The 15,576-nt window shown below is 39.6% G+C and carries 14 protein-coding genes and 1 pseudogene; 6 read left to right on the plus strand and 9 right to left on the minus strand.

Going from position 1 to position 15,576, the window contains the following annotated elements; translation table 11 throughout:
- The 3 genes and pseudogenes from B2X33_RS08750 to B2X33_RS08760 form a co-directional block, all read left to right on the plus strand.
- Positions 1 to 678: pseudogene (locus tag B2X33_RS08750) on the plus strand (phospho-sugar mutase); the annotation flags it as partial.
- A gap of 60 nt (positions 679 to 738) precedes the next feature.
- On the plus strand, positions 739 to 1,380 hold the full coding sequence (locus tag B2X33_RS08755; protein WP_296020800.1) for a 3'-5' exonuclease: 642 nt from the start codon (positions 739 to 741) through the stop codon (positions 1,378 to 1,380).
- A gap of 11 nt (positions 1,381 to 1,391) precedes the next feature.
- Positions 1,392 to 1,727 carry a hypothetical protein gene (locus B2X33_RS08760; protein WP_296669060.1) on the plus strand — a complete coding sequence of 112 codons (336 nt, stop codon included), beginning with the start codon at positions 1,392 to 1,394 and terminating at the stop codon, positions 1,725 to 1,727.
- Between the two features lie 53 nt (positions 1,728 to 1,780).
- Here B2X33_RS08760 and B2X33_RS08765 read toward each other — a convergent pair whose 3' ends face one another.
- The 9 genes from B2X33_RS08765 to B2X33_RS08805 all read right to left on the minus strand — a co-directional run bounded on the left by B2X33_RS08765 (position 1,781) and on the right by B2X33_RS08805 (position 11,414).
- Positions 1,781 to 2,746, minus strand: coding sequence for a LysM peptidoglycan-binding domain-containing protein (locus tag B2X33_RS08765; protein WP_296020811.1), 966 nt, complete (start codon positions 2,744 to 2,746; stop codon positions 1,781 to 1,783).
- 103 nt (positions 2,747 to 2,849) lie between these two features.
- Positions 2,850 to 4,088 carry an HD domain-containing protein gene (locus B2X33_RS08770; RefSeq protein WP_296020820.1) on the minus strand — a complete coding sequence of 413 codons (1,239 nt, stop codon included), beginning with the start codon at positions 4,086 to 4,088 and terminating at the stop codon, positions 2,850 to 2,852.
- Positions 4,089 to 4,091: 3 nt separating this feature from the next.
- Positions 4,092 to 4,895 (minus strand): TP0443 family flagellar-associated protein, encoded by an 804-nt coding sequence (locus tag B2X33_RS08775; RefSeq protein WP_296020826.1) that lies wholly within the window; start codon positions 4,893 to 4,895, stop codon positions 4,092 to 4,094.
- Positions 4,895 to 6,652, minus strand: coding sequence for a DNA repair protein RecN (gene recN, locus B2X33_RS08780; protein WP_296669062.1), 1,758 nt, complete (start codon positions 6,650 to 6,652; stop codon positions 4,895 to 4,897). The genes B2X33_RS08775 and recN overlap by 1 nt, the downstream gene beginning before the upstream one ends.
- Positions 6,645 to 7,487 (minus strand): NAD(+)/NADH kinase, encoded by an 843-nt coding sequence (locus B2X33_RS08785; protein ID WP_296020841.1) that lies wholly within the window; start codon positions 7,485 to 7,487, stop codon positions 6,645 to 6,647. Before B2X33_RS08785 ends, recN begins: the two co-directional genes overlap by 8 nt.
- Before the next feature lie 68 nt (positions 7,488 to 7,555).
- Entirely contained in the window at positions 7,556 to 8,641 is a 1,086-nt protein-coding gene (locus B2X33_RS08790; RefSeq protein WP_296669063.1) for a DegT/DnrJ/EryC1/StrS family aminotransferase, read from the minus strand.
- 65 nt (positions 8,642 to 8,706) lie between these two features.
- Positions 8,707 to 9,183, minus strand: coding sequence for a chemotaxis protein CheW (locus B2X33_RS08795; protein ID WP_296020855.1), 477 nt, complete (start codon positions 9,181 to 9,183; stop codon positions 8,707 to 8,709).
- Between the two features lie 49 nt (positions 9,184 to 9,232).
- Complete coding sequence (locus tag B2X33_RS08800; protein WP_296669065.1) at positions 9,233 to 10,522, minus strand: NAD(P)-dependent oxidoreductase; 1,290 nt, start codon at positions 10,520 to 10,522, stop codon at positions 9,233 to 9,235.
- A 91-nt stretch (positions 10,523 to 10,613) separates the two neighbouring features.
- Positions 10,614 to 11,414: a ComF family protein gene (locus B2X33_RS08805; RefSeq protein ID WP_296669068.1), complete on the minus strand. Its 801-nt coding sequence runs from the start codon at positions 11,412 to 11,414 to the stop codon at positions 10,614 to 10,616.
- A 121-nt stretch (positions 11,415 to 11,535) separates the two neighbouring features.
- Here B2X33_RS08805 and B2X33_RS08810 point away from each other — a divergent pair, with 121 nt between their 5' ends.
- The 3 genes from B2X33_RS08810 to queD are packed head-to-tail and all read left to right on the plus strand — an operon-like array spanning position 11,536 to position 15,432.
- The gene (locus B2X33_RS08810; protein WP_296669070.1) at positions 11,536 to 14,091 is read left to right on the plus strand and encodes a homocysteine S-methyltransferase family protein; all 2,556 of its coding nucleotides are present in this window, start codon (positions 11,536 to 11,538) and stop codon (positions 14,089 to 14,091) included.
- Positions 14,084 to 15,058, plus strand: coding sequence for a hypothetical protein (locus B2X33_RS08815; protein WP_296669071.1), 975 nt, complete (start codon positions 14,084 to 14,086; stop codon positions 15,056 to 15,058). Before B2X33_RS08810 ends, B2X33_RS08815 begins: the two co-directional genes overlap by 8 nt.
- Positions 15,040 to 15,432 carry a 6-carboxytetrahydropterin synthase QueD gene (gene queD / locus B2X33_RS08820; protein ID WP_296669072.1) on the plus strand — a complete coding sequence of 131 codons (393 nt, stop codon included), beginning with the start codon at positions 15,040 to 15,042 and terminating at the stop codon, positions 15,430 to 15,432. The genes B2X33_RS08815 and queD overlap by 19 nt, the downstream gene beginning before the upstream one ends.
- Positions 15,433 to 15,576 lie beyond the last annotated feature (144 nt).

Raw genomic sequence — 15,576 nt, forward strand, 5'->3', positions numbered from 1 at the left:
CCTTTCTGCGACTACATCTGCAAGAAATTCGGCGTGAAAATGCACGAGTGTTTGACAGGATTCAAATGGATTGCCGCAGTCGAAGACGAATTTGAAAAAGACGGCTCAGAAAATTACGTTTTCGGTCTTGAAGAGTCTTACGGCTACAAAGTCGAAAAAGAAGTGATGGACAAGGACGGCGTTTCAGCGGCTGCAATGTGCGCGGAAATGACGCTTTACTGGGCTTCAAAAGGAAAATCGATTCTCGAGCATCTTGACGATATGTGGAAAGAGTACGGATTCTTCGAGGACAGAGCGATTTCCCAGTATTTCCCTGGCTCGGCTGGAAAAGAAGTCATGGCAGGAATTATGACAAAGCTCCGCGCGGAAGGCTTAAAAGTTCTCGGCGGAAAGAAAGTTCTTGAAATCCGCGACATTCAGGAAAGCGTCTCTTACAATCCTGAAAAACCGGCTGAAAAGTCAAAAATCGCGCTTCCAAAGTCAAATGTTCTCCAGTTTGTGCTTGAGGGCGGAACAATCGTTTCAGCGCGCCCGTCAGGAACAGAGCCAAAAATCAAGTTCTATATCAACTCACGGACTGAGGTCAAAGGAACTCTCGACGAGGCGAAGAAAGAATCGGCAGAAAGCTGCGATTTAATTTCAAAAGAAATCAAAAATCTTCTTGAAAATGCAAAATAATTAAAAAAAATGGACTGCCGGCAAAACAAATTGCAAAAGCTGGCAGTCCAAGTTTTATTCATGAACAATAACCTGCACTTGATTGCGTCAAACAAAAAAATTCTCTCTCTTTATGAAGACGGCGCTGTTTTTTGTGCCTTTGACACAGAAACTTCCGGACAAAATCCAGAAAATTCGAACATAATCGAAATCGGCGCAGTAAAATTTACAAAGGACAGAGTTCTTGAAAAATTTTCATCTTTAATAAAAGCTCAATCTCCGTTAAATCCGTTTATTGTTGGCTTGACAGGAATCAACGACAAAATGCTGGAAAATGCTCCTTTAGCAGAAAAAATCATTCCAGAATTCAGAAATTTTTGCAAAGGAACAATTTTACTGGCGCACAATGCACAATTTGATCTTCGTTTTATGAACGCAGAATCACAACGCCTCGGTTTTTTGCCGCTGCAAAACAGCGCAGTCGACACGCTCAGACTAAGCAGGATTATGCTGCCAGAAAACAAAAGCTGGAAACAGACATTTCTTGCAGACCAGTTCAGCATAGACAAGGGACATGCACATCGCGCCTTTGACGATGCAAAAGTCTGTGCCGAAATATTTAAAATTTTAATAAAAATGCCAGTTCCGCAAAAAAAGAAAAAACAGAGGCCTAGAATCTACTCGGAACAAACATATTCTCTCGCAGTCCAGGCATTGTTATAAGGCAGGCAAAAATGGAAACAAAACTGAAAAGCAATCTTTCGAATTTTGAAGCAATTGATTACATTCAACGGGACATGGAATTCAACAAACGGATAAACTTTTCCGACATGATTGAATATATAAAAAGTGAACTCCACATTTATCTAAAAACAGACAGCATTGCTCAGACAAATTCAACTTATTCAAACCGTTTCGGTCAAACCTTAAACATTACAACTCTTGTCTGCAAAAATATAAAGGTAATCATCCGCGAAAAAATCACATCGGAAGCAGATGTTAAATTTGTTTCTTTGGATAGCGAAAATTTGGCCGAAAACCAAAATCCAAATTCAATAGAAGAAATATAAATTCCCACTAAAAAAACGATATAAAATTCTCAAACCGCAGATTTTGCCAAAAACTAGCCACGAGGAGCTTTTGCAGGGTCAATCGGAAGTCCGTTCTGAAAAACCATAAGGCTTATTTGGCTTTTTGAAGAATAACTGTCAATTCCTGCCGTTCCAATCTGAGTTTTAAAATCGATATAATCGCCTTTAGAAACCAAAACTTTTCCAAGTCCGGTGTATGCGTAAATATGGCCGGTTTTGCTTTGAATAAAGACAACGTTTCCAAAACCGCGGTAAGTTCCGCTAAACATTACAGTTCCAGACTTTATTGCATCGACAGGCTCGTCCTTTTTTGCACTGAGCGTTACGCCGCTAACTTTTCCGTTTACGTAAGCAACTTCAGGCTTTTGAACAGGCCAGACAAGGTTCGGATCGCCTTTTTTTTCAGAATAATTATGAGTATCGACAATAACGGACGGCAACTGATTTTTTAATTCAGAATTTTTTGATGTCGGGGCAGTAGTTTTTGAAGTTTCAGTATTTTTTACATTCTGATTAGAAGCAACCGCAGAAAGTGCCGGAATTTTTATTTTTTGCCCGACCTTAAGTCCAGATTTTTCGTCTGTTCCATTCAATTCGTAAAGCTGCTTTACACTTACCGAAAAATTTCTGGCAATTGCGTACCAAGTGTCGCCTTTTTTGACTGTATAAGCCTGAGTATTTTTTTCAAAATTGCTTTTTTCGGTTTTAGAGCCGCTTTTTGAATCATTTTTTGAAGCAGAATCATTTGTTTTTGCTTGAACCGCTCCGCTTTTTTCCGGAATTACAAGTTTTTGTCCGATCTTTATATCTGTACCGCCAATTTTGTTTACATCTGCAATCGATTGAACCGTTGTATTATATTTTTTTGAAATTGAATAAAGAGTTTCGCCTTTTTGAACAGTATGAGTCAATTCAGCAGACAAAAAACCTGAACAAAAAACACTGACTCCAGTAAAAAAAATTGCAGTTTTTACATTTTTAAAAAATACAGACTTCATAACTCATATATTTTCGGCAAAAAATATATGTTTTAAAGGCAAAAAAAATATAATTACAGTTTTTTATAAAAAAATGCCAATTTAAAAAGCGAACTGCGGCTTTTTAGTCAGAAACAACTTCATCAAAAATTTTTCGAATTTCTATGCCGTTTATAACAAGTCCTTTTGCATATCCGTTCAAGGTGTGTTTTCTTCCGCCACGAAGATGCGCGCTCGTAATTCCATATTTTATTGAACGGTCCGCTTCTATCAATGCGCTCAAATGGTCGGCAAGACGGACAGTTTTTCCGTCAACAGGATTAAATTCGTCAAAATTGTATTTTCCGTTCAAATCTTCCCATTCAACTTTCTGAACCTTTTTATTTCCGTTTTTTTGCTTTTGCTGAATTCGGTTTGAAAACTCGTCATTTGTAAAATAAATAATTTCGTCAGCATAAAAATCATCCATAAGAGGAACAAGTTCGCGGTTGACTATTTCATCCTCGATTTTTTTTACAATGTCAGGAAGAGCGTCGGTTGCCTGCTTTACAGGAGAAATAATATCTCGTGTTACGGCTTCCGGCAAATCGTGAAAAAGAGCCGAAAAAAAGTCGTTAAAAAGACGCTTTGGGCACATTTTAACTTTTGTGTCCCTCATCAAAAGAACAGTAAGGGCGGCAACAAAATAGCAATGTCCAAGCACGCTTGTCTTTGGAACTCTCGGAGTTTGATTCCATCTTGTCTGAAAACGCAGCTGTTCAATCATCATAATAAAATCGAACGGCCGCTGCCTCGTAACAAGAAGCTGCATTCCGCGCAAATCCAGATATTTCTGAATTTCCTGATTCAAATCCTTTTTTATTTTTACAATCCGCTCTTCTTCGTTTACACATTCAATCATCTGAAGTTCGCGCATTGAAGCAAATTTATGGGCAGCACGCAAAACCCGCGCAGAAAGCTCAAGTTCCTTTGGCATAGGAAAATTTCCGGCAGTACGTGCAATATAAAGTGTAAAATCTGAATAAAGAGTTTCGTCTTCAATTATGTCTTTGTACTGTTTTAAAACCCATTCATTCAGTTTTAGATATTCCTGCGGAAACTGACGGCGAATCATCTGCTGAACAGGACTTTTTATGTCGCACAATGCAATTTTTTTTAGAAGCTCAAAAAGAGAGGCGTTTATAATCCATTCCCAGTCAATTTTATTTCCGGCTTTTTCTTCGTATTTTCCAATTATGTACGCAACAATCATTCGTTCCGCCGCCTTGTCCATTTCTACAAGTTCAAAAGGCCGGACCAAATCGTTCCATCGTTGAATAGAAAAACCTTCAAATAATTTTAGAATGAATTTTTTATTAAGCATATTTTAGCTGGCAATTCCTGACTTATGATCTGCATCAAGTTTTTCTTTCCAAACCACAGCTTTCTTTTTAGTTTCTTCTGCTTCATCTTTCATGCCTAATAAAATCTGAAGGCGGCGCAATGCAAGAAGATAGTTTATCGCCGCGTTCATATCGTCAATGCGATGCGTTGAAAGTTCATACCGGTCGCGATATTGAGTTGCAGACTGATCCAAAAGTTTTAAAACAAGCCGAATATAATAAACTGTATTGTCGTAATCTGCAGAACGAGGATCAAAATAATCTTTGCAGGCTTGTTTCATTGGAATAAGGTTTTTTGCAACTGTACAAAAACGGCCTCTAAGCTCAACAAAAGACCACTTCCATTTCGTATTTTCTCCGAAAGCGTCAACCAAAAGTTGAATTGCAAGTCCAAGTTTTTTTACAAGATAAAATCTTTTTTCAAGAGGAGTATTTTCGATTTCGGCAACTTTGTCTTCAATTTCGATGTAAGGGCAATTTATAACAGCAGTAACAACTTCTTCAAGCTGAATTATTGCCTTGTAAAGACATTTTCTTGCGTCGTTGAGAGCATCATTATTTTTAGTATCAAGAATTTCGACAGAAAGATTGTTTATTGCAATCCACATCGTTGCAATATAAATCTGATCTTCGCAAAGAAAAAGTTTTTTATAGCCGACATTGTTTTTTTCTTTCTCGATTAAAGCAAGAACCTCTTTTTCTTTTTCAAGATGAGCATTTATTTCATCTTTGTATGGAACAATTTTTTCATTAAAAAGCTCTCTGTTTTCTGTTGAAATCTTCGCCATTAGCTTTCTCCAGTACCCGAAAATTTTGCAAGCATTGATTTTGCATGTTCCAAAGATTCCTGACTCGCCGCATCACCGGAAAGCATACGCGCAATTTCGGCAACCCTCTGCTCTCCTTCAATCGGAGAAACTTCGGTATTTGTCATTCCTTCAGAAACACTCTTTGTAATCTTAAGCTGATTATCGGCATAAACAGCTATGCTGGCAAGATGTGTTATACATAAAATTTGACATTTTTTTGCAAGATTTTTTAAATGCTGTCCTACAGAAACCGCAACTTCTCCACCGATTCCCGTATCGATTTCATCAAAAACAAGGGTTCCGACACTGTCTGTTTCCGCAAGAACAGTTTTTAATGCAAGCATAACGCGGCTCAATTCACCGCCAGAAGCAATTTTAGCAAGGCTTTGAAGCGGATTACCGGGATTGGCCGCAATCAAAAATTCAATATCGTCCATTCCATAAGGACCGCATTTCTGTTCGATTTGAGAGCCATTTTTTTCCGCAACATTGACTGCAAACCGCGTATCTTTCATTCCCAAAGTTTTTAAAATCGCCATAACCTGCCCGGACATTTTTTGAGCGGCAATTTTCCGGCTGTCAGAAATCTCTTTTGCCTGCTTATAGACATTCTTTTCAAGCCCGGCAATTTCCGCTTTTAAGGAATCCTTGTTTTTTTCGCCGCCACTAAGCTCTGCAAGCCTTTTTTGCGCGTCAAGTCCGAATTGAATCACTTCTTCAACCGGCGCATTGACCGACGAAGCATATTTTTTCTTTAAATTATAAATCAAAGTAAGCCTGTCCTGAACAAAAGCAAGTCTCTCAGGATCAAAAACAAGACTGTTTTTATAGGAAGAATATTCACCTGCAATGTCCGAAAGTTCATAAAATGCGCTTTCAAGACGGCTATCCAGAGATTCAAGATTTTTATCAAGCTGACAGGCGTGCTGTGCTACGGAACGGATTTTCTTTAAGAGCAAAACCGCTCCGCTAGAACTTTCTGCGCCTTCCAAAGTCTGGCAGATAGAATCTATGTCTTCGTAAAGTTTTTCAAATGAAGAAAGCCTCTTTTCTTCGTCCTCAAGCTCTCTGTCTTCGCCTTTTTTTAGTTTTGCATCTTCAATTTCTTTTACAGAAAATGTAAGAACATCGATTTTTTGAGCGCGTGTTTTATCGTCAGACAAAAGTTCATCCAAATTTCTGCGCTTTGCAACCAAATTTGAATAAAGAGCCGTAAATTCTTCAACTTTTTCGTCCAAACCGGCAAACGAATCAAGAAATTTTCGGTGCTCGCTAACGCGCATCAACGACTGATGCTCGTGCTGACCGTGAATGTCGATTAAAAAATTGCAAAACGAAGCCAAATCCGCCCGAGTGACAGGAGTGTCGCCTATCCAGGCGGCAGATTTTCCAGTATCGCGAACTGCACGGCGAATCAGAATTCTATCATCTTCGCTCTCAATTCCATGCACATAAAGCCATTGCGCAGGAGTTTTTATGTCATCTTCGTTTATTTTTGATGAATCAACAGGAGACGAAAGTCCTTTTATGTAAAAAGTTCCAGAAACCTGAGCTGTCTGACAACCAGTTCTTATATGTTCAACGCCGCCTTTTCCGCCGAGCAAAAAAGTCAGCGCTCCGATTAAAAGCGATTTTCCGGCACCAGTTTCTCCAGAAAGAACTGTAAATCCGTTTTTAAACTCAACACTGGCACTGTCGATAAGGGCAAAATTTTTGATTCTTAAATCCTCAAGCATTTGGACCTCCAGACCAGTTCAATTTCTGGCGCAATGATTTATAAAATTTTTCCTGAGTGCAGCCAACCAAAAGCGCTTTGTGCGGTGACTGATGAATTTTTATTATGTCGTCGACATGCAAATCGTTCGGAATCTGCCCATCAACCGTAATTATTACATCGCTTACACGGCTTGGAAGAATTTTTGTAGAAAGGCCATTTTTCGGGCTCAAAACCAAAGGCCGGCTCGAAAGACTAAATGGATTTATTAAAGTAAGACACATTGCATCGATATAAGGATCGATAATCGGACCGCCTGCGCTTGCAGAATATGCTGTCGAACCTGTTGCGGTCGAAAGAATCATTCCGTCGGCAACAAACCGGCCGAGAGGAGTTTTTCCGTATTCAACTTCAAAATTAATTGTGTGTGCAGAATTTTTAGCACTAATAACGACATCATTCAAACTTACAGCCGAAAAACGTTTCAGTCCACCGCGAATTATCTCTGTTTCAAGCATACTGCGGCTGACAATCAAAGATTTTCCGTCCAAAAATTGATGCAGCTGTTCTTTCCATTCATTTTTTTGAACAGAGGCAATAAAACCAAAGGTTCCAAAATTTACAGGAATAATAGGAATTTTTTCAGGCGCACAACCTCTGGCCGCAAAAAGCACCGTTCCGTCGCCACCCAAAGTTATTACAAAATCGTATCCGCTAAAAGGATATTGCTCGCAAAAGCCATTGAACAGAAAAACATCGCCTCGAATTCCACATTTTTCAAGGTAAGACTTTATTTCTGCTCCCATTTTTTGAGATTCTTCTTTATATGTGTTAACGATGATTAAGCAACGAACCATATTCTCTCCCATAAAAAGTCAAGATTAAAACTTCAGTTTTAGGATTAACTTTTTACTGCAATCTTTTATTACGGCAGGGTTCCCAAAACTTTTGCAATTTTTGCGGCAGATTCTGAACCAAGCCGAGGATACAAAGGAAACAAAACCGTCCTTAAGCTCAAAGATTTTGCTATTTTTAGCTCCTGCAGCTGTGATTCATCAAGATGGGCGATTACGCTGTCAGAATATGCAGGCTGAATTTCAATTTCCTTTTTAGAAGCATACTGCTTTACGTCTTTTACACTTCCGTTCAAAACAACAGGAAAAGACCAGATTGTAGAAGCATTGTCACTGTCCCTCACAAAAGTTCTGTTTTTTCCACTCATCAAAGAACGCTGAAAAACTGCGAACAAAGTCTTTCTTGCCTGCTCATTTCTGTTGAATTCCTTTAGCTGAATAAACGCAAGAGCGCTGTTTATATCTGGCAAAATATCTGTCCGCGGAGCAGAATCTGTATATTTTTTTAAAACAATCCATTCCCGGCGCTGAGGAGCCATTAAAACAGCGCCGCCACCGCCAGTCACAGTATCAAATTCTTCAAGCCCAAGAATAGAAAAAATTCCAAACGAACCTGCCTTTCTCTCAAGTTTTTTGCCGGCTTTTTTTTCTGAATTTTCTTCAGTTTCGGCATTTTCCGTTTTTTCCGGCAAGACCGCTCCAAAAGAATGAGAAATATCTTCGATTACAGGAATTCCAAGCGAAATAATTTCTTCGATTTGAGGAAGAATTCCCATTGTTTCGTGCAAAATCAAAAGTCTTCCGCCGTTACTTATTCCTTTTTGAACAATTTCTGCATTTACTAGACCAGTCTGCTCTTCAACATCCAAAACAAGCGGTTTATATCCAAGTTTTTGAATTGCATCATACTGCCAAAAAGGAGCCAGAGCGCTCAGCATAACAGAAGTATTCTCAGGCAAATCAAGAGCTTTTAGCGCATAAGAAAGGGCGATCGAAGGGCTTCTAAAGGCAACGGCGCCGTCACAACCAGAAAATTCCTTTAACGCCTGAATAAATTTTGAATTGAGTTCTCCTGGACCAGTTTTTTCGTCAACCATACAGGTTAAAACCGCATCCATCTCTTTTCTGCGTATCGTAGAACTGAAAGTCTGAATCATTTTTTACTGAAACCTATTTTTTTATCTATTGCCTCTTTTTAGGCACGGATTTAATCCAAAACTATCTATTCTGAATCAAAAATTTTCTGAAGTTCTTTTGGATTAAACAGTTTGCGGATATTGAGCATAATAAGATAATTGTTCTCCTGACGGATTACACCCTGAATGTACTCAGTTCCAATTCCGCTAATCATCTGAGGAGGATCTTTTACATCAGACATATCAACGGTTACAACTCTGGCGATTTTATCAATGATGATTCCAATTTTGTTGTTATCAATATTCAAAATAATAAAACCGCCGTCGAACTCTTCTTCGTTTGATGAGCTCTCAAGTTTTTTTATCTGAAAACGCTTGTGCAAGTTCATTACAGGAATAATCTCGCTTCGGAGGTTAAAAATACCTTCAACGTAATAAGGCGCATTCGGAATTTGGCGTACATCACAGACTTTTACAATTTCTTTTACGTCCATAATATCAACGCCATAAAGCTCCTCGCCAAGCTGAAATGTTACAAGTTGAATCTGAGTTCCTTCTGCCATTTTTTAACCTCTTTATTCTGAGAATTTATTTTTCAAGCGAATTTAAAACTTAAACTCCAAGAAGTTTTCTTGCTTCGATATAATCCGCAATTCCCTGTGCAACTTTTTTTGCTTCGCGCATTGCAAGAACAACTGTCGCAGGCTTGTGAACAATATCACCGCCAGCAAAAACACCATTTTTCGTAGTCATGCCGTAAGGAGTCTGTTTTGTAATTACATATCCGGATTCATCTACATCGATTCCGGTTGTCGAAGAAATTACAATGCCAGCAGGCTTTGAACCAACAGCAATCAAAATCTTGTCTGCCGGGAGAATTTTTTCTCCTTCAGGAGTTGAAACCTTAAGACCAGTAACTTTTCCGTTTTCGCCGACAACTTCAATCGGAGTGTGTTCCCATCTAAAATCAACTCCGTCTTTTACAGCTCCATCGTATTCTGCATGCGCAGCCTTCATAAATTCAATTGTACGACGATAGCAGTCAACAACAGAAGAAGCCTTCATCATAACAGCTGTGCGGCAAGCATCCATTGCAACATTTCCTGCTCCAATTACGATAACTCTGTCGCCTTCCTCAACAGGAACTTCAGAGCGGTCTACTTTTTCATCAAGGAAAAGACGTGTCATCCGAAGGAAATATGAAGACTGAATTACACCTTTCAGGTTTTCGCCAGGAATTCCAAGTCCTTTTGCAACTGATGTTCCGGCACCGATAAATACAGCTTCAAATCCTTCTTCAAACATTTTGTCGATTGTAATATCTGTTCCGACCCTTGTATTGCATACAAAAGTTACACCGAGAGCCTCGATATTTTTAATTTCGCGGCGGACAACCTCTTTTGGAAGACGGAAATCCGGAATTCCATAGAGCAAAACACCGCCCGGTTCTGACTCGCCTTCATAAACTACAACATTGTAGCCTTTGCGCGCCAAATCACCTGCAACAGTAAGACCAGCAGGACCTGAGCCTATCACAGCAACCTTGCCTTTAGTTTTTGGAACTAACTTTTCTGAAGAAAGCTGATTTTCTGAATAAAAATCTGCGATAAATTTTTCAATACGACCGATTTTTATCCCTTTTCCCGACTTATAAAGAACACAATGTCCTTCGCACTGATTTTCGTGAGGACAAACACGTCCGCAAATTGCAGGAAGATTGCTCTTTTGAGAGATAATTCTATAGGCTTCTCCAATATTTCCCTGAGCAAGCGCATGATTAAACTGAGGAATTTCGTTTTCGATCGGACAGCCTGTGCGGCAAAGCGGTTTTGGACAATTAAGACAACGGCGCGCTTCTTTTACCGCTTCTGCTACTGTATAACCTGGAATTTCTTCCTTCATAATATTAAGTACCTCTATTCTTATATTTTAATAGTCAACTTTAAAGTCGAATTATTAGAAATTATACCGTCAAACCAATAGAAAATCAAACCTAATCAACAATAAACAAAGTCAACGCAATAATATTTTTAATTCCAGCCTTTTTTAATTCAAAAGCGCAGGCTTCAAGAGTGCTTCCTGTGGTCATAACATCATCAAGAAGAACTACAGTTTCCGGAAGAGATTTTAGTAATTTTTGAATTTCTTTTTGCGGGCGCAGAACAAAGGCATTTTTTATCTGCTCAAGACGATGCTGCCGGTTCAATTTTTTCTGCTGAAAACGAGTAAGCCTCCTCAAAAAAGGCAAAGTTTGAATTCCATACAAATTCCGCAAATAAAAGCAAAGCTCATCAATTTGATCCCAGCCCTTCTGGCGAATTTTTCCAGGACGAGGAGGAACTGGCACAACAGGCAAAATTATACCTTCAGAATTCCATAATTTTGAAATTTCTGCAATTTTTTTAAAAGCAAACGAAGCAAAGACCGGAGAAAGGACTCTTTTTTCCTCAGTTTTCCAGGCAAAAAGCAGATTTTTCTTCCAAAGCCGATACGAAAAAAGAGAAAAAGAAGAATCTACGCTAGAAAGAATTTTTTGGCTTCGGCAAGATGAACACAGTTCAATTTCGCTCACGAGAATTTTTCCGCAGACCGAACAGCGTTTTGCTCCATTTTCAACAAAAAGTTTTTGAAGGCAGATTTTGCAGACAGGAATTATTCCGCTGTTTTTTCCGCAGCACAGACATTCTTCACCGCCAAGAAAAAAAACTTCAACATGCCGGAAAAAATTCATCAAAAAAAGAAAAAGGAACGAGATTTTTGTCCTGAGAGTTTTTGAAAACTTTGTTTTATTCACATAAATATAATTGTAAACAAATAATAAAAAACACACATCTTTTACGCGTTTTTTGAAAAAAAATCCACCGTCTGCGGCAATAATTGCACGTCATCAAAAATTTTATTAAACTTTTCTGATTATGAAGAAGAATTTCCGAGATTTTTTAAGCGAACAGTTTTCTAACGGTCTTCCAGTCTTTATGGACGGCGCGATTGGCACAATGATTCAGGCATCTGGCATTTGCGATTATGATATTCCAGAAGATGTTTCTGTTGAGCATCCAAAAATAATCAAAAATATTCACAAAATGTATTTAAAAGCCGGCTCAAATGTTTTGACAGCAAACACTTTTGGCGCGCTGCCGCTAAAATTAAAAAACGCACGCTATTCAACGGAAAAATATCTGTCTTCTTCTATAAAAATAATGGAAGAGGCAATTTCGGAAATCGAAGCTGAAGGAATTGTCCGTCCACATTTCAAAGCCTGGAACACTTCTCAAATCGGAAGGCTTTTGGAGCCAATGGGCGATTTGACTTTTGACGAAGCATACGAAACTTACAAAAAAACTGCGATTCTTGCAGAAAAGCTCGGTTACGACGTTGCGCTGATTGAAACAATGGCCGATTTGCACGAAGTTAAGGCCGCAGTTCTTGCAGTTCAAGAAAACACAAAGCTTCCAATTATCGCGTCAATGACTTTTCAAAAAAATCTGCGCACCCTGACCGGAGCCGACGTTCAAACAGTTGCAACTTATCTTGAAGCCCTGCATGTTGATGTGCTTGGTTTTAACTGCGGAGGCTCGCTCGAAGACGGAGAAAAAATTTCTTCTGAGTTCCTGAAATATTCGCACACTCCGGTAATTGTTCAAGTCAATGCGGGAATTCCTGTCGTAAAAAATGGAAAAACCGTTTTTCTTGTCGGGCCGGAAGAATTCTCCGAAAGCCAAAAGAAAAACCGTCTGAACGGAGCCTGCGTTCTTGGAGGCTGCTGCGGAACAACGCCAGAACACATAAAAGCGCTTGTTGAGAAAATTGAAAAAACAGGTCCTGTAAAACCAAATATGCCGGACGACAAAGACAGCACCCTTATATGCTCTTACAATAGAACAGTTCAAATCGGAGGCAGCGCAGGTCCAATGATTGTCGGAGAAAGAATCAATCCGACCGGAAAGAAAAAAGTAAAAGAAGCTTTAAAAGCGCATGATATGAATTTTGTGCTAGAAGAAGCAGAAAGCCAGATAAACGCAGGTTCACAAATTCTTGACGTAAATGTCGGACTTCCAGGAATTGACGAAGCTCAGATGATGGTTGATGCGGTCAAGACAATTCAAAGCGCTTTTTCAACTCCTCTGCAAATCGACTCTTCGGAAGCTCCTGTTATCGAAAAAGCCTTGCGCTACTACAACGGAAAAGCCCTTATAAATTCCGTAAACGGCCGCAAAGACGTCATGGACAAAATTTTACCTTTGGTAAAGCATTACGGAGGCTCAGTCGTCGCCTTGTGCATTGACGAAAACGGAATTGCGCCGACAGCAGAAGGAAGGGCAAATGTCGCAAGAAAAATTATTGCCGAAGCGCACAAATACGGAATCCCAACCCGCGACATCATAATCGACACATTGACTTTGACAGTCAGCTCGCAGCAAAAAGAGGCGCTGGAAACCTGCCGTGCGATTTCACTCTTAAAAGATGAATTTGGAAAAGACGGATTAAAATTCATTCTCGGAGTTTCAAACATAAGTTTTGGACTTCCACGCCGCGACATAATCAATTCAAGATTTTTTGCAATGGCTCTCTTTTCCGGCCTTGACGCCTGCATAATAAATCCGCTGAGCCAGCCGATGATGGAAACTTATTGCGGTTACAGGGCGCTTGCAAATTTTGACGAAAACTGCCTTGATTACATTCAAAAATACAACGGAACGACAGCTCCAGTTTACAACGTAACCCAGGAACAGCTTTCTGCAATAAATGCCGGAACACCTGCAAAAAACGCGCAAAAAGCAAAAAGCCCTAAAAATGAATATTCGCAGCTTCCGGAAGATTTGAATGAGGACGAAAAAAATCTTGTCGACATAATCTACAAAGGCTTTAAAGACCAGTCCGCTCCGCTTGCAAAAAAAATGCTCGAAAAAGGAGCAAAAGCCGTTTCTATAATTGACAGATGCATTGTTCCTGCGCTCGACATGGTTGGAAAAGACTTTGAAAAAGGCCAGAAATTTTTGCCTCAACTTCTTTTGAGCGCAGACACAGTAAGCTATGCCTTTGAAGTTATAAAAACATTCCTTAAAGAAACAGGAATGGCAGAAGAATCAAAAGGAACGATTGTAATTGCGACAGTTTTTGGCGACATTCACGATATTGGAAAAAACATTGTCAGGGCAATGCTCGAAAATTACGGATTTGAAGTAATCGACCTTGGAAAAAATGTTCCGCCCGAAACAATAATACAGACCGTCATAGAACACGACATAAAACTCGTAGGCTTGAGCGCCCTTATGACTACAACAGTTGCAAATATGGAAAAAACAATTCTTTTACTGCGTTCCGCCTTAAAACAAATAGGAAAATCTGTTAAAATAATGGTGGGCGGCGCTGTATTGACAGCCGATTATGCCACACAAATAGGCGCGGACTATTACTCAAAAGATGCAATGCAGTCCGTAGCAATAGCAAAGGAAGTTTTTAATGGCTGAAAAAAAGCTAACAAGAAAAGAAAAACGCGACCAGAAATTCGCAAACCGCAAATTAAAATCATTCAGCGGCGTATATCCATATTTCCGGCTCTTGTGGTCGCCAAGGACTGCAAAAGTTTCGTGGAAATTTTTGTACACAGTTGCAAAAAGCTATTTGGGAACACAATTTCTGGAAAAATGGGGATTCTACCATATTCCAATCGTCAAGGTTGACTCCCCTTTAGACAAAAAAATTCCTTTTACACCGTCAAAAGTCTACATTTATATGGACTTTGTCTATCTTTTTCTGCGCCCGCTTACAATGCTCATAAGACGCTTCGGCTTAAAAAAAGCCGCGCCAATTTGCAACGCATGGTTCAGCTCAGCAACAAAAGTCTACAGAGAAGCAAGCCGAATGTACCGTCACTCGCTTTCCACAACAGAGCGCCCTCTCTACAAAGAAAATTTTCATTTTAGAGTAATCCATGCTTTCGACCCTCATCTTCTGTGCGTTCCAAGCCTGCACATTGCGCTTATAGCCCTGACAGAAGTCTTTTTTAAACGCGAATTTAAGAATATCGGCTTAAGCGACGCAGAATGTTTCCAAAAAAACACAGAACTTTACAACGAAGCAATTGAAATCGCAGAATCCGTCCTGTATATGAAGCAGCATTCTGTAAACTGCATTCCGGCGGCGCTTTACATGATTACAAAACTTTTTCCTTCGCTCTTTTCGCCAAACGACGCGACAAATTTTATAAACGATATGTTTTTAAGCACAGAACTTATAAAACCGGAAGACGTTTCTTCAATAAAAGAATACATTTCGTTTATGTACGAACGCTATTTGCTCGAAGGAGTCGCCGCAGACGACTGGAGAGATCCAGTAATCCGATGGATTGACAGTTACGACTGGAAGGCAGAAGAAGCAAAATTTGAACAAAAAGAAAACGCCAGCGGAGAAAAAAAATGTTTGAAGTACGAATAACTGACGATTTTGCCGCGGCCCATTTTTTGCGCGACTACAACGGAAAATGCGAAAACCTTCACGGACACAACTACAAAGTCTACGTCCACGTAGAAGGAAACAGCCTCGATAAAGGCGGAATGCTTTTGGACTTTACACTTCTAAAAACCGCCCTAAAGGAAGTTCTGTCAAAAATCGACCACACAAACCTAAACGAAATTGCAGACTTTGACCAGAATCCGAGCGCAGAAAGAATCGCCGTTTACATTTACAAAAATATGCTAAAAGTCCTCTCAGAAAAAGGCCTGGATCTTTCAAAAAGCTCGAACCGAAAAATAAGCAAGGTTGACGTTTTTGAAACAGACAAAAACCGGGCGCGGTATATTCCAGAATAAATTTCATATTTGGGCGGCTTTTTGCTATGCAAAAACCGAGCCATTACGGGTTCCGGCTTTCGCCTCCATTCGCAGGCGAACGGCTTTGCCGCCCTCCAGGTCTCTGCCGCATTCGTAAAAGAAATTAAAAAATGCGTCAGCGGC

It is taken from the genome of Treponema sp. UBA785, from assembly GCF_002297065.1.
GTDB lineage: Bacteria > Spirochaetota > Spirochaetia > Treponematales > Treponemataceae > Treponema_D.

Coding starts and splice junctions, on each gene's coding strand:
- B2X33_RS08815 (WP_296669071.1), top strand. CDS start 14,084: ATGGCTGAAAAAAAGCTAACAAGAAAAGAAAAACGCGACCAGAAATTC.
- B2X33_RS08795 (WP_296020855.1), bottom strand. CDS start 9,183: ATGGCAGAAGGAACTCAGATTCAACTTGTAACATTTCAGCTTGGCGAG.
- B2X33_RS08800 (WP_296669065.1), bottom strand. CDS start 10,522: ATGAAGGAAGAAATTCCAGGTTATACAGTAGCAGAAGCGGTAAAAGAA.
- B2X33_RS08790 (WP_296669063.1), bottom strand. CDS start 8,641: ATGATTCAGACTTTCAGTTCTACGATACGCAGAAAAGAGATGGATGCG.
- B2X33_RS08785 (WP_296020841.1), bottom strand. CDS start 7,487: ATGGTTCGTTGCTTAATCATCGTTAACACATATAAAGAAGAATCTCAA.
- B2X33_RS08755 (WP_296020800.1), top strand. CDS start 739: ATGAACAATAACCTGCACTTGATTGCGTCAAACAAAAAAATTCTCTCT.
- B2X33_RS08760 (WP_296669060.1), top strand. CDS start 1,392: ATGGAAACAAAACTGAAAAGCAATCTTTCGAATTTTGAAGCAATTGAT.
- B2X33_RS08810 (WP_296669070.1), top strand. CDS start 11,536: ATGAAGAAGAATTTCCGAGATTTTTTAAGCGAACAGTTTTCTAACGGT.
- B2X33_RS08770 (WP_296020820.1), bottom strand. CDS start 4,088: ATGCTTAATAAAAAATTCATTCTAAAATTATTTGAAGGTTTTTCTATT.
- B2X33_RS08775 (WP_296020826.1), bottom strand. CDS start 4,895: ATGGCGAAGATTTCAACAGAAAACAGAGAGCTTTTTAATGAAAAAATT.
- queD (WP_296669072.1), top strand. CDS start 15,040: ATGTTTGAAGTACGAATAACTGACGATTTTGCCGCGGCCCATTTTTTG.
- B2X33_RS08765 (WP_296020811.1), bottom strand. CDS start 2,746: ATGAAGTCTGTATTTTTTAAAAATGTAAAAACTGCAATTTTTTTTACT.
- recN (WP_296669062.1), bottom strand. CDS start 6,652: ATGCTTGAGGATTTAAGAATCAAAAATTTTGCCCTTATCGACAGTGCC.